We start from the raw sequence: 12702 nt of genomic DNA on the forward strand, positions 1-12702 counted from the left end.
GAGAAAGTCTTCTGGTTGGGCGACGATTATAGCGGCGGCTCAAGACAAGCCCGCGCCAGGCATCTGCTTGCGCACGCCGAAAATTCTGAATTCGTGCGTGCGCGGCAGAAGGGTCACATCTTTTGAGGAGCGGAAACGCCGATGGTCGCGAGACCGTTTTCGAGAACCTGACGCGTCGCCGCGAGCAGCGCGATGCGCGCGGTGCGTTCCTTTTCGTCGTCCACGAGCACGCGCTCCGCATTGTAGAACGAGTGAAATTCGCCAGCGAGATCGCGCAGATAGAACGCGACGGCGTGCGGCGCGAGTTCGTCGGCGGCGTGCGCGAGCATTTCGGGGAATTCGGCGAGCTTGTTGAGCAGCGCCATTGCGCGGTCGCTCGACAGCGGCGAGAGATCGGCCTGCGCTGCCTTCGAAATGTCGCCGCCGAACTTCTCCTTCCAGTCGTTCAGGATCGTGCAAATGCGCGCGTGCGCGTATTGCACGTAATAGACCGGATTCTCGTCGTTCTGCTTGAGCGCGAGGTCGATGTCGAACACGAATTCGGTGTCGGCCTTGCGCGAAATGAGGAAGAAGCGCACGGCATCGCGGCCGCGGCGGATGGTGTCCTCGTCGATCTGATCGGGCGCGGTTTCGTGGCCCGGCGTGAGTCCGCCCGACCATTCGATCAGATCGCGCACCGTCACGTAGCTGCCCGCGCGTTTGGAGATTTTCACTTCCTGGCCGTCGCGCATGACGGTGACCATCTTGTGCAGCACGTAGTCGGGATAGCCCTTCGGAATGCCGATGCCGAGTCCCTGCAAGCCGGCGCGCACGCGCGCGATCGTGCCGTGATGGTCCGAGCCCTGGATGTTGATGACCTTCGTGTAGCCGCGTTCCCACTTGGTCACGTGATACGCCACGTCCGGCACGAAGTACGTGTACGTGCCGTCGGACTTCTTCATGACGCGGTCCTTGTCGTCGCCGTCGTCGGTGGTGCGCAGCCACAGCGCGCCGTCCTGCTCGTACGTCTTGCCGGCATCGACGAGCGCCGCGACCGTCTTCTCGACACGGCCTTCCTTGTACAGCGACGACTCCAGATAGAACTGGTCGAACTTCACGCCGAACGCGGTGAGATCCATGTCCTGCTCGTGACGCAGATACGCGACCGCGAAATGGCGGATGGCTTCGAGGTCCTCGACGTCGCCTTTGCCCTTCACCGGTTCGCCGTCCTTCGCCGCGACGGTTTCGCCCGCCATGTAGTCGCGCGCGATATCGGCGATGTACTCGCCGTTGTACGCCGCTTCCGGCCACTGCTCGTCGCCCGGCTTGAGGCCGCGCGCGCGCAGTTGCGTGGACGTGGCGAGATTGCCGATCTGCACGCCCGCGTCGTTGTAGTAGAACTCGCGATGCACGTCGTAGCCCTGCGTTTCGAGCAGGTTCGAGAGCGCATCGCCGAGCGCCGCCTGACGGCCGTGGCCGACATGCAGCGGGCCCGTCGGGTTCGCCGATACGAATTCGACGAGCACGTGCCTGCCGGCGTCGCGCGTCGAACGGCCGAACGCGGCGGCTTCGCCGAGCACGGCCGGGATCACGTCTTGCTTGGCCGTCGCCGAAAGACGCAGATTGATGAAGCCCGGACCCGCCACTTCGGCGCTCTCGACGAGACCCTTCGCGGCCGGCAGGCCGAGCACCGCATCGACGATCTGCTGCGCGAGCTGACGCGGATTCGCGCGCAGCGGCTTGGCGAGCTGCATCGCGACATTCGACGCCACGTCGCCGTGCGCCGCGACCTTCGGTCGTTCGAGGACGATCGTGGGCGTGACGAAGGCCGCTTCGCTGGCGCCTTGCGTGGCTTGCGCGACCTGCTTGACCGCGTCGGTGATGAGCGTTTCGAGAGTGTGTTTATGTGCGGGCAGCATGCTGAATGTGATCCAGTGGAGCGAGGGCTGACGGGGCGCGTTCCGGCGTGCATGCCGGCTCGGAAGGACGTCTTCGCGACGCGTTGGCCCCGCATGTGGTGTTGGCAGGCGAACGGAACCGGCCACCACATAAAGTGGGGATTTTAGCAGGTGCTAATATGTCGAATCAGGGTGTCGTCATGTTGTCAGGGAGACCGGCTCGTCTGCGCGTTTCGTTTGCAAACCGCCTATGACCCAACATAAACAAAAGGACCATGCCATGCTGATCACATTCAAATCCCCGGCCGCACCGGATGTCATCATGCTCGAGAACCTCGCGGAGTACTTGCTCGGCATCATCGGCAAGCAGCTCACGGCGCGGGGCGTCATCACGCACGATGAAATTCCCGCCGCCATTCAGAAGCTCGAAGCGGCGGTCGTCACCGACAAGAGAGAGCGCGCCGAGCACGACGGCCGTTTTCATGAAGGCGAAGAAGGACATGAGCCGCACGAGCTTCCCATTGGGCTCGCGCAGCGCGCGTTTCCTTTCCTCGACATGCTTCGCCTCGCGCAAAAGCACGACAAGGACATTCTCTGGGGCGTCTGAGGCGCGCGATTCGCAGCGACACAAAGAAAAACCCGCATCGTTTCCGATGCGGGTTTTTTTCTTCCGACGAAACGTCTGACGGCTTCAGTCGCGCTGCGGCGTGTTACTGCGACTGGCCGCCTTCCGGCCCGGCGGGTTTCGCGGGCGGATGTTGCTTCTTCGGCTTCTTCGGTTTCTTCTTGTGCTCGGTTTGCGGCGGCGAGTACGACGAAGCCTCGGTGCTGCTCGCCTGCGCGAAAGCGGCGGTACTCGACGCGGCGAGCAAAGCCGCGGTGATCGCTACGGTTACGGCGGACGTCATCTTCTTCATGCGACTTTCTCCGTTGACGAAAAGAATGCGTTGGCCGTCATGTCGACGGCTTATCGCGCTGACAAGTCTACGGAATTCAAAAATTTCCCGCCCGTTCCGTGCATATTCCGGCTATCACTTGCGCGATATGTCGTTTTCACGATGCCTTAGCGCAACGGCGCGAGCGCGCGTTCGGCGTCGGAGGTCGAGATCGCCATGCGTTCGGCGTAGCTCGCGAGCTGATCGTCGCCGATCTTGCCCACCGAAAAGTACGTGCTGTCCGGATGCGCGATATAGAAGCCCGAGACGCTCGCGGCCGGCAGCATCGCGAGCGATTCGGTCACGCTCATGCCGATCTCGTTCGCTTGAAGCACTTCGAACATGTCGCGCTTGACGAGGTGATCCGGGCACGCCGGATAACCCGGCGCCGGACGAATGCCGACATACTTCTCCGCGATCAGCGCATCGTTGTCGAGCGTCTCGTTCGCGGCGTAGCCCCACAATTCGCGGCGCACGCGCGCATGAAGCGCTTCGGCGAAGGCTTCCGCGAAACGGTCGGCGAGCGCCTTCAGCATGATCGCGCTGTAGTCGTCGTGATCGGCTTCGAACTGTTGTTCCTTTTTATCGACGCCGATGCCCGCCGTCACCGCGAACATGCCGATGTAGTCCTTCACGCCCGAATCCTTCGGCGCGATGAAATCGGCGAGCGAGCGGTTCGGGCGCATCACGCCATCGACGACCGGACGCACGCTTTGTTGACGCAGATTGCGCCACGTCATCGCCACTTGCGAGCGCGATTCGTCCGTGTAGATCTCGATGTCGTCGTCGTTCACGGTGTTGGCGGGCAAAAGCGTGATGACGCCGTTCGCCGTCAGCCAGCGGCCCTGAATGAGGCGCGAGAGCATCGACTTGCCGTCGGAGAACACGCGCCGCGCCGACTCGCCGACGATCTCGTCATTGAGAATCGCGGGATAGGGACCGGCGAGATCCCACGTCTGAAAGAACGGACCCCAGTCGATGTAATTCGCCAGTTCCGCGAGGTCGTAGTTCTTGAACACGCGCCGCCCGATGAAGCTCGGCTTCTTCGGCGCGTAGGCGCTCCAGTCGATCTTCGTCTTGTTGGCGCGCGCTTCGTCGTACGTGACCATCGGCTGCGCTTTGCGGTTCGCGTGCTGCGTGCGGATGCGCTCGTAGTCGCTCTTGAGTTCGTCGAGATACTTCGCCGCGCCTTCGTCCGACAACAGGCTCGACGCCACCGACACCGAACGCGACGCATCCGGCACGTACACGACCGGCCCTTCGTAATGCGGCGCGATCTTCACGGCGGTATGCACGCGCGAAGTCGTCGCGCCGCCGATGAGCAGCGGCGTCTGCTTGCCGCGGAAGTATTCGTCGCGCTGCATTTCGGACGCGACATAAGCCATCTCTTCGAGGCTCGGCGTGATCAGTCCCGACAGCCCGATGATGTCCGCGCCTTCTTCCTTCGCCTTCTGCAGGATGGTCGCGCAGGGCACCATCACGCCCATGTTGACCACTTCGAAGTTGTTGCACTGGAGCACGACCGACACGATGTTCTTGCCGATGTCGTGCACATCGCCCTTCACGGTCGCGATGACGATCTTGCCCTTCGGCCGCACGTCCGCGCCGGCATCGGCGAGACGCTTCTTCTCTTCTTCGATGAACGGGATCAGATGCGCGACCGCCTGCTTCATCACGCGCGCCGACTTCACGACTTGCGGCAGGAACATCTTGCCCGCGCCGAACAGGTCGCCGACGATGTTCATGCCGTCCATCAGCGGGCCTTCGATCACGTTGATCGGACGACCGCCGGCCTTGTCGATCTTCTGCCGCACTTCTTCCGTATCTTCGACGATGAAGTTCGTGATGCCGTGCACGAGCGCATGCGACAGACGCGCCTCGACCGGCTGATTGCGCCATTCGAGGTTTTCTTCCTTCTTCGCGGCGCCGGTCTTGAACTTGTCCGCGATTTCGAGCAGACGGTCGGTGCCGTCCTCACGACGATTCAGCACGACGTCTTCCACGCGCTCGCGCAACTCGGCGTCGAGATCGGCATACACGCCGAGCTGGCCCGCGTTGACGATGCCCATGTCCATGCCAGCCTGAATCGCGTGATACAGAAACACGGTATGAATCGCCTCGCGCACCGGATCGTTGCCGCGAAACGAGAACGACACGTTCGACACGCCGCCGCTCACTTTCGCGTGCGGCAGGTTCTGCTTGATCCAGCGTGTCGCTTCGATGAAATCGACCGCGTAGTTGTTGTGCTCTTCGATGCCCGTCGCGATTGCGAAGATGTTCGGATCGAAGATGATGTCTTCGGGCTCGAAGCCGACTTCGTTCACGAGAATGTCGTAAGAGCGTTTGCAGATTTCCGTCTTGCGCTGAAACGTGTCGGCCTGGCCTTGCTCGTCGAAGGCCATCACCACCGATGCCGCGCCGTAGCGGCGAATCAGCTTCGCGTGATGAACGAACTGCTCCTTGCCTTCCTTCAGCGAGATCGAATTGACGATGGCCTTGCCTTGCACGCATTTCAGGCCCGCTTCGATCACGTCCCACTTCGACGAGTCGATCATGATCGGCACGCGCGCGATATCCGGCTCCGACGCGATCAGATTCAGAAAGCGCACCATCGCGGCTTTCGAATCGAGCATCGCTTCGTCCATGTTGATGTCGATGACCTGCGCGCCGTTCTCGACCTGCTGGCGCGCGACGGCGAGCGCTTCGTCGAACTGGCCGTTCAGGATCATGCGCGCGAACGCCTTCGAGCCGGTCACGTTCGTGCGCTCGCCGACGTTGATGAAAAGCGAGCCGTCGGTGACGTTGAACGGCTCGAGGCCGGAAAGACGCATCGTGTGATCGGTCATGTCTTGTTCTCTTCTCTGATTCAGGCGGCGTCGCGGTATTGCGAGGGGAAAGCGCGCGGCTTCACTTCGGCGAGCGCCTTCGCGATTTCCGCGATGTGCTCCGGCGTCGTGCCGCAGCAGCCGCCCGCGACGTTGACGAGCCCGGCGGACGCGAATTCCTTCAGCAATCCGGACGTTACGTCCGGCGTCTCGTCGAAGCCGGTGTCGCTCATCGGATTCGGCAGGCCCGCGTTCGGGTAGCAGGACACGTAGGTATCGCACAGCTTCGCCAGCTCGGCGATGTACGGACGCATCAGCGCCGCGCCGAGCGCGCAGTTCAGGCCGAACGTGAGCGGCTTCGCGTGACGCAGCGAGTTCCAGAACGCCTCGACCGTTTGCCCGGAGAGAATGCGGCCCGATGCATCGGTGACGGTGCCGGAGATCATGATCGGCACGAGTTCGCCGGTGTCCTCGAACAGTTGATCGAGCGCGAACAGCGCGGCCTTTGCATTGAGCGTGTCGAAGATCGTTTCGACGAGGAACAGATCGCAGCCCGCATCGAGCAGCGCCTTCGCCTGCTCGTAGTACGCGTCGCGCAGTTCGTCGAAGGTCACGTTGCGCGCGCCCGGATCGTTCACGTCGGGCGAAATGCTCGCGGTCTTCGGCGTCGGTCCGATCGCGCCCGCGACGAAACGCGGCTTGCCGGGCGTCGAGTATTTGTCGCAGGCTTCGCGCGCAAGCTTCGCCGACTCGATGTTCATCTCGGCGGCGAGGTCTTCCATGCCGTAATCGGCCTGCGCGACACGCGTCGCGCCGAACGTGTTCGTTTCGAGGATGTCCGCGCCCGCAGCCAGATACTGCTCGTGAATCTCGCGGATCACCTGCGGCTGCGTGATCGACAGCAGTTCGTTATTGCCCTTGATGTCGCGGCCGTAGTCCTTGAAGCGCTCGCCGCGATACGCGGCTTCGTCGAGCTTGTAGCGCTGGATCATCGTGCCCATCGCGCCGTCGAGAATCAGGATGCGCTTTTGCAGCAGCGCGGGCAGCGCGGCGCCGCGCGTATAGGCGCGCGCGGGGGCTTTCGGAATGGCGTTCTGGGTCATGACGGACGAGGCCTGCACCAAATGTGAAATAGCCTGACATTGTAGCCGCAGCGCGCAACGGTCGCTCCCGATGGGCGGGCGCGTGCGCGATTCCGGGCGGGCAAAAAAAGAACCCCGCCTGGCGCGGGCGGGGTCTTTGGGAAGTGGCGAGTGTCGCCTGTGCCGCTGGTCCGGGCGGCGGCGGGCGCGAGCGGCATGGCGCCGCACGCGCGCGTGCATGCATCAGTGAAGCACGACGGGTTGATTCATCAAGATATCGAACTGGCCGAGGAATTCATCGACATCCTCGAGCGACGGCTCTTCAGCGATCAACTGTTGCACGTGCTCGCGAAACTTCGCCGCGAGCGCGCCGTCGATGAAGATCTCCCGCTGCGTGTTCTTGTCGACGATCTCGTAGCCGCCCGCCTTCATGGCGAGGTGGTTGTCTTGCGGCGGAAATTCGACGACGCAATAGTTGGGGCTGTTGTAGATCATTTGCATGGCGACACTCCTTATTCCTTGTTTGCTCCGTGGCAATCCTGAATCGTAGTTGGAGCGATTGGGTTGGAATTCAAGGGGTGGCCTCGACGTGATGCCGGTTGTATCGAGGCTTTCTTTTGCAACAAAAACAGGAAGAATCAGCTCGAACCGCGCAAGAAGTTCCCCAATAAAGCGGAGAAGCGCTGCGATTCCTCCACCGGTGTAAGGTGCGCGGCGTTAAGTAATTCGAAGCGTGCGCCCGGCACCGTGTCTGCGACAACCTTTGAAGCAGCATGCGGCGTGCCAACATCCTTTTCACCCGCGACGACGAGCGTGCGCTGCTTCACGGAAGCCAGTTTGTCTCGCGCATCGAAACGGCTGATCGCCTCCGCCGCGCGCGCGAAACCCTCGACGGGCGTGCGCGCGATCGTGTCCGCGATCGGCTCGGTCACTTCAGGGTGCGCCTTGCGGAACTCCGGCGTGAGCCAGCGTTCGAGCGTGGCTTCCACGATACTCGCTGTCCCGTGTTCGCGCACGGATGCTGCACGTTGCGCGAATGTCGGACGCGCGTCCTCGGGAATAAAGGCGGGCGCGCCCACGACCGTCAGCGAATCCATTTTGTCGGCATGGTTGATCGCGAATTTCTGCGCGACCATGCCGCCTATCGACAGCCCGACCACATGTGCCGAAGGCGCGCCGAGTTTGTCGAGCAGTTGCGCGAGATCGTCGGCGAGATCGTCGATCGTGAACGAATCCGGCGACACGGTCGTTTCGCCGTGTCCGCGCAGGTCGTAGCGCAACACGGTGAAGTCGTCGCGGAAGTAGCCGGCCATCTGATCCCAGATCGAAAGATCGCCGGCGAGCTGATGGATGAAGACGAGCCAGGGACCGCCGCCTTCGTTGTCGAGAACATAGCGTGTATCGATGCGATTGATCGTCAACTGCATATCGGCTCCGTAAAGAATGCGCTCGTGCCTGACATGACGGAGTGTGACGGCCCCGTTACGGTTTGTCCGCGGCGGGCGTGCTCGGCATGGCGGGCGCGGATTCATCAGACGCAGCTTGCGTGCCCGAGGTGACATCCTGTGCCGCCGCCGGCGGCGCGGCGAGCTTGCCTGCCCAGAGCAGTTCGATTTGCATTCCGTTCGGCTCGGTTTGCAGAATCCGCACGGGCAGCCAGCCGATCGACGGCGCGAGCCAGATATCGAGCTTGCGGCGGTCGCCTTCCTTGCGCGGCAGGCGCGTGAAGTGGCGCGCCGTCGTAAAGCCGCCGCGCGCCTCCACGGTTTCGTCGCCGACGGTTTCTATCGGCCAGATTTCGTTGCTGTCGTTATCCGCGACGCTGAATTGCCGCGTGACGCCCGGCTTGTACTTGTCCGGCGCGCCGCGCACGAGGCTCGCCAACTGCATGACGACGCTGAAGCGGTCCTGCGCGCCGTCCGCGAGCGGCTGGCTTTGCGGCGTTTTCGTGTAGACGATCTGCTTCGTTTCGCGATTGAAGATGGCGATATCGGCGGCACGGCGGCCGCGCTGTTCCGAATACTGTTCCGGCGCGATGCCGAAGCCGTCGATATGGCCTTTGCTCGAATACACATACGGACCGACGAAAGGCAGCGGGATCGAGACGATCATTTCGTAATGCTGGCCGTCGTTGCTCCAGTGGATCGTGCCGGTCTGATTCATCATGCCGTTCACGAGCGTGTCGTAACGTAAATCGCCCGTGGGCGGGACGCTGAACTTGTCGCCCGATGCGGCGCTGGGTTGCGGCGCGGTCTGCGAAGCGGGCGACGGCGCTTGAGCCTGCGGCATTTGCGCGGGAGCGGAAGCGGCTGCGGGCGCGTCGGGCTCTGGCGTCGCAGCGCTCGACACCGGAGCGGGCGAAGGCTTCGGCGCAGGCGCGGCGGGCTTCGGAGGCGCGGCGGTTTCCGGAGACGCGGCCGGTTTCGGCGGCGCGGGCGGCGTCGGCGCGGGCGGCGCGATCGGCTTGGGCGTCAGCAATTCCACCTGCACGGGCGGCGTTTCGGGCGGCGCGCTCGCCGGCTGACGGTTGTGCTCGATCCACCGCATCGCGCTCAGATGCAGGCCCGCAACGACGAGCACGGCCAGCACCCAGCGTCCCCAGCGGCGGGGCGCGGCGGATTCGATAGCGGCATCGGGCGGCTCGCCGGACGCGGGGCGAGGACGGCGGAATTGAAACAGTGACATCGTGGAAAGCGTGAAAAGCGCGTGTTACGGACGATCGGGCGAAAGGCATAAGACATGCGCGAGGGAAACGATGTTCCTGGCCCCTTCGACGGACATTTTCAGCGCTCGCTCGCCTTGTGCCCCAATTCGTACGACAGGCCCCGTGCGCACTCGCGCAAGGCAGAGTCGATTTCGCCGCCCCAGCGCGTGTCGAACGTGCCTTCGTGCCCGAGCGCGATGAGACCGAGCGCGAGTTCGCCCGTCGAATCGAAGACCGGCGTGCAGAACGCGTGGATCGTCGGCAGCAGCATGCCTTCGACGCGCGCCGCGCCGTGCTCGCGCACCTCGGCGAGAAGCGGCTCGACATCGGCCATCGTCTGCTTCATTGCGGCGAGCTCGCGATCAAGGATCGGCTGCGTCTTGCTGCGCGGCAGATACGCGGCGAAAAGCAGACCCGTCGCGGATGAAAGCAGCGGCATCACGTCGCCCAGCTTGAGCGATGCCTTCGCCGGATGGCTCGATTCCATCCAGTGCACGACGGTCGGCCCCTGATTGCCCCACACCGCGATGCCGACCGTCTGATCCAGCCGGTCGCGCAGTTCCGCGAGCGCGATGCGCGCCAGCCGCACGCCATCGACGCGCGCAAGCCGCGCGAGGCCCATTTGCAACGCGAAACCGCCGAGTTCGTAGCGCCCGGAAACCGGATCCTGCGATGCGACGCCGAGCCGCAAAAAACTCACAAGATAGCGATGCGCCTTTGCCGGGCTCATGCCCGCGCGTTGGGCGAGATCGCGCAGCATCATCGCGCGCGGCTCGTTGGTGAGGACGTCGAGCAGCCGGAAGCCGACTTCGATCGACTGAATGCCGGAGCGCGTTTTTTCTTCGGCGGCGTCGCTGGTGTCTTCGTCGTCGGTGAGAGAGGTGGATTGCATGTGCGAAAAGGCCTATGCCGTTCGGCCGAGTGCCGGCGGCGGATTCACCATCGTAAAATACATTTCCTTTAACGTCACCCGCGTCACCACGCTCACCCGGCACTGCTCCATGAAACTTGCAACCTTGAAGGACGGCACGCGCGACGGCCAGCTGATCGTCGTCTCGCGCGACCTGCGCACGGCCGCAATCGCCGATGGAATCGTCTCGACGCTGCAACGCGCGCTCGACGACTGGACCTTTTACGCGCCGCAACTCATGGAAGTCTACGAAGCGCTGAACGCCGGCCGCGCGCGCAACAGCTTTTCGTTCGATCCGAAAGCCTGCATGGCGCCGTTGCCGCGCGCGTTCCAGTGGGCGGACGGCTCCTCGTACGTGAATCACGTCGAGCTCGTGCGAAAGGCGCGCAAAGCGGAAATGCCGCCCGAATTCTGGACCGATCCGCTGATGTATCAAGGCGGCAGCGACGACTTCATCGGCCCGACGGACGACATCGTGTGCGCGACGGAATCGTATGGCATCGACTTCGAAGCGGAAGTCGCCATCATCACGTCCGACGTACACATGGCCGCGATGCCCGACGAAGCGCTTCGCAGCGTGCGCCTGCTGATGCTCGTCAACGACGTGTCGCTGCGCAATCTCATTCCCGCCGAACTTGCGAAGGGCTTCGGCTTTTTCCAGAGCAAGCCCGCGACCGCGTTCTCGCCGGTTGCCGTGACGCCCGACGAACTCGGCGACGCGTGGCGCGAAGGGCGCGTGCATCGCCCGATGATCGTGCACTGGAACGGCAGGAAAGTCGGTCAGCCGGACTGCGGCACCGACATGGTCTTCCACTTCGGCCAGCTCATCGCGCACGCGGCGAAGACGCGCAATCTGCGCGCGGGCTCGATCGTCGGCTCGGGCACGATCTCGAACAAGGACACGAAGCGCGGCTACTGCTGCATCGCCGAGAAGCGCTGTCTGGAGACGATCGAGCACGGCGCGCCGCAGACAGAGTTCATGAAATTCGGCGACAGCGTGAAGATCGAAATGTTCGACGAAGAAGGCAAGTCGATCTTCGGCGCAATCGATCAGGCGGTCGTGCAACCGGAGCATTGAACGGGTTTCGCCCGATGCGGCGCGCCCAAGCCTCGCCTTACACTTTGCCGGGCTGCTCTTCGGGCAGCACAAGAACGATCAAAAAAAGGAGACTTCGATGGCGGCAGGCAAGTGGAAATTTCTGGCGGGCGCGGCATTCGCGCTCGCCGCCGCGACGGTGGCAACGGCGGCATTCGCGCAGACGGCGCAGCACGTGAAGATCGGTCTCGTGCTGTCGCTTACGGGGCCGGCCGCGTCGCTCGGCATTCCCGCGCGCGATACCGTCGCGCTCTTGCCGAAGGAAATGGGTGGCAAGCCCGTCGACTACATCGTGCTCGACGACGCCTCCGACACCACGCAGGCCGTGCAAAGCACGAAGAAGCTCATCAGCGAGGATCAGGTCGATGCGATCATCGGCTCGTCGATCACGCCGAACTCGCTCGCGATGATCGATGTCGTCGCGCAAGGCCAAACGCCGATGATCTCGCTGGCGTCGTCGGCGAAGATCATCGAGCCTGTCGACGACAAGCGCCGCTGGGTCTTTAAGACGCCGCAAACCGACGCGATGATGGCCTCCGCGATCATCGCGCATGCGAGCAATCATGGCGTGAAGACGCTTGCGTACATCGGCCAGGCGGACGCGCTCGGCGAGACCTTCTACGCCGAAGTCGCGAAGTTCGCGCAGCTGCACAAGATCGAAGTGGTCGCGAATGAACGTTTCAATCGCACCGATCCGAGCGTGACCGGGCAGATCCTGAAGATTCTCGCGGCCAAGCCCGATGCGGTGGTCGTCGGCGCGGCCGGCACGCCCGCCGCGCTGCCGCCGAAAACGCTCGCGCAGCGCGGCTTCAAAGGCAAGGTCTATCACAATCACGGCGTCGGCAACCGCGACTTCCTGCGCGTGTGCGGCGCGGATTGCAACGGCACGTTCCTGCCCGCGAGCCCGGTGCTCGTCGCCGCGCAGTTGCCCGACGACCATCCGGCCAAGCGGCTCGCACTCGAATACATCAAACTGTACGAGGCGAAGCAGGGCGCGGGCACGGTCTCGGCGTTCGGCTCCTATGCGTGGGACGCGGGCATGCTGCTCAATCGCGCGGTGCCTATCGCGATGAAAGCGGGCGCGCCCGGCACGCCGGCGTTTCGCGCTGCGCTGCGCGATGCGCTCGAAGGCACGAAGAATTTCTCCGACACCAACGGGCAGGTCAACATGTCGCCCAACGATCACATCGGCCTCGATCAGCGCGCGCGCGTGCTGGTCGAGATCCGCGACGGCAAGTGGGTCTATCAGCCGCGCTAACCTTCAATCGACGAG

General features: G+C 63.5%; 11 protein-coding genes. 3 read left to right on the forward strand and 8 right to left on the reverse strand.

What is annotated here, in order from left to right; all coding sequences use genetic code 11:
• Nucleotides 1-113: 113 nt before the first annotated feature.
• Entirely contained in the window at nt 114-1898 is a 1785-nt protein-coding gene (gene argS / locus NCS03_RS01250; protein ID WP_034470443.1) for an arginine--tRNA ligase, read from the reverse strand.
• 259 nt (nt 1899-2157) lie between these two features.
• On the opposite strand from argS, the gene NCS03_RS01255 reads away from it, so the two are divergent.
• Nucleotides 2158-2484, forward strand: coding sequence for a DUF1840 domain-containing protein (locus NCS03_RS01255; RefSeq protein WP_008351853.1), 327 nt, complete (start codon nt 2158-2160; stop codon nt 2482-2484).
• A 103-nt stretch (nt 2485-2587) separates the two neighbouring features.
• Here the strand turns inward: NCS03_RS01255 and NCS03_RS01260 are convergent, their stop codons facing one another.
• The 7 genes from NCS03_RS01260 to NCS03_RS01290 form a co-directional block, all read right to left on the reverse strand.
• Entirely contained in the window at nt 2588-2794 is a 207-nt protein-coding gene (locus NCS03_RS01260) for a hypothetical protein (protein ID WP_008351852.1), read from the reverse strand.
• Between the two features lie 146 nt (nt 2795-2940).
• Nucleotides 2941-5682, reverse strand: coding sequence for a methionine synthase (metH, locus tag NCS03_RS01265; RefSeq protein WP_275445841.1), 2742 nt, complete (start codon nt 5680-5682; stop codon nt 2941-2943).
• On the reverse strand, nt 5679-6740 hold the full coding sequence (locus NCS03_RS01270) for a homocysteine S-methyltransferase family protein (RefSeq protein ID WP_250528667.1): 1062 nt from the start codon (nt 6738-6740) through the stop codon (nt 5679-5681). Before NCS03_RS01270 ends, metH begins: the two co-directional genes overlap by 4 nt.
• A 222-nt stretch (nt 6741-6962) precedes the next feature.
• Nucleotides 6963-7220 carry a BTH_I0359 family protein gene (locus tag NCS03_RS01275; protein ID WP_008351849.1) on the reverse strand — a complete coding sequence of 86 codons (258 nt, stop codon included), beginning with the start codon at nt 7218-7220 and terminating at the stop codon, nt 6963-6965.
• Between the two features lie 137 nt (nt 7221-7357).
• Nucleotides 7358-8146 (reverse strand): alpha/beta fold hydrolase, encoded by a 789-nt coding sequence (locus NCS03_RS01280; RefSeq protein ID WP_250528668.1) that lies wholly within the window; start codon nt 8144-8146, stop codon nt 7358-7360.
• Between the two features lie 55 nt (nt 8147-8201).
• Nucleotides 8202-9404, reverse strand: a complete 1203-nt coding sequence (locus NCS03_RS01285; protein WP_250528669.1) for a DUF3108 domain-containing protein — start codon at nt 9402-9404, stop codon at nt 8202-8204.
• A gap of 98 nt (nt 9405-9502) precedes the next feature.
• Nucleotides 9503-10315, reverse strand: coding sequence for an IclR family transcriptional regulator (locus NCS03_RS01290; RefSeq protein WP_250528670.1), 813 nt, complete (start codon nt 10313-10315; stop codon nt 9503-9505).
• 109 nt (nt 10316-10424) lie between these two features.
• Here NCS03_RS01290 and NCS03_RS01295 point away from each other — a divergent pair, with 109 nt between their 5' ends.
• On the forward strand, nt 10425-11411 hold the full coding sequence (locus tag NCS03_RS01295; protein WP_250528671.1) for a fumarylacetoacetate hydrolase family protein: 987 nt from the start codon (nt 10425-10427) through the stop codon (nt 11409-11411).
• A 97-nt stretch (nt 11412-11508) separates the two neighbouring features.
• Nucleotides 11509-12687, forward strand: coding sequence for an ABC transporter substrate-binding protein (locus NCS03_RS01300; protein WP_250528672.1), 1179 nt, complete (start codon nt 11509-11511; stop codon nt 12685-12687).
• Nucleotides 12688-12702 lie beyond the last annotated feature (15 nt).

This window comes from Caballeronia sp. ATUFL_F1_KS4A, from assembly GCF_023630905.1.
Classification (GTDB): domain Bacteria; phylum Pseudomonadota; class Gammaproteobacteria; order Burkholderiales; family Burkholderiaceae; genus Caballeronia; species Caballeronia zhejiangensis.

What these genes read in the sequence shown, in the direction of transcription:
- NCS03_RS01300 (WP_250528672.1), top strand. Translation starts at nt 11,509, where the DNA reads ATGGCGGCAGGCAAGTGGAAATTTCTGGCGGGCGCGGCATTCGCGCTC.
- NCS03_RS01275 (WP_008351849.1), bottom strand. Translation starts at nt 7,220, where the DNA reads ATGCAAATGATCTACAACAGCCCCAACTATTGCGTCGTCGAATTTCCG.
- NCS03_RS01255 (WP_008351853.1), top strand. Translation starts at nt 2,158, where the DNA reads ATGCTGATCACATTCAAATCCCCGGCCGCACCGGATGTCATCATGCTC.
- NCS03_RS01295 (WP_250528671.1), top strand. Translation starts at nt 10,425, where the DNA reads ATGAAACTTGCAACCTTGAAGGACGGCACGCGCGACGGCCAGCTGATC.
- NCS03_RS01260 (WP_008351852.1), bottom strand. Translation starts at nt 2,794, where the DNA reads ATGAAGAAGATGACGTCCGCCGTAACCGTAGCGATCACCGCGGCTTTG.
- NCS03_RS01290 (WP_250528670.1), bottom strand. Translation starts at nt 10,315, where the DNA reads ATGCAATCCACCTCTCTCACCGACGACGAAGACACCAGCGACGCCGCC.
- NCS03_RS01280 (WP_250528668.1), bottom strand. Translation starts at nt 8,146, where the DNA reads ATGCAGTTGACGATCAATCGCATCGATACACGCTATGTTCTCGACAAC.
- NCS03_RS01285 (WP_250528669.1), bottom strand. Translation starts at nt 9,404, where the DNA reads ATGTCACTGTTTCAATTCCGCCGTCCTCGCCCCGCGTCCGGCGAGCCG.
- argS (WP_034470443.1), bottom strand. Translation starts at nt 1,898, where the DNA reads ATGCTGCCCGCACATAAACACACTCTCGAAACGCTCATCACCGACGCG.
- NCS03_RS01270 (WP_250528667.1), bottom strand. Translation starts at nt 6,740, where the DNA reads ATGACCCAGAACGCCATTCCGAAAGCCCCCGCGCGCGCCTATACGCGC.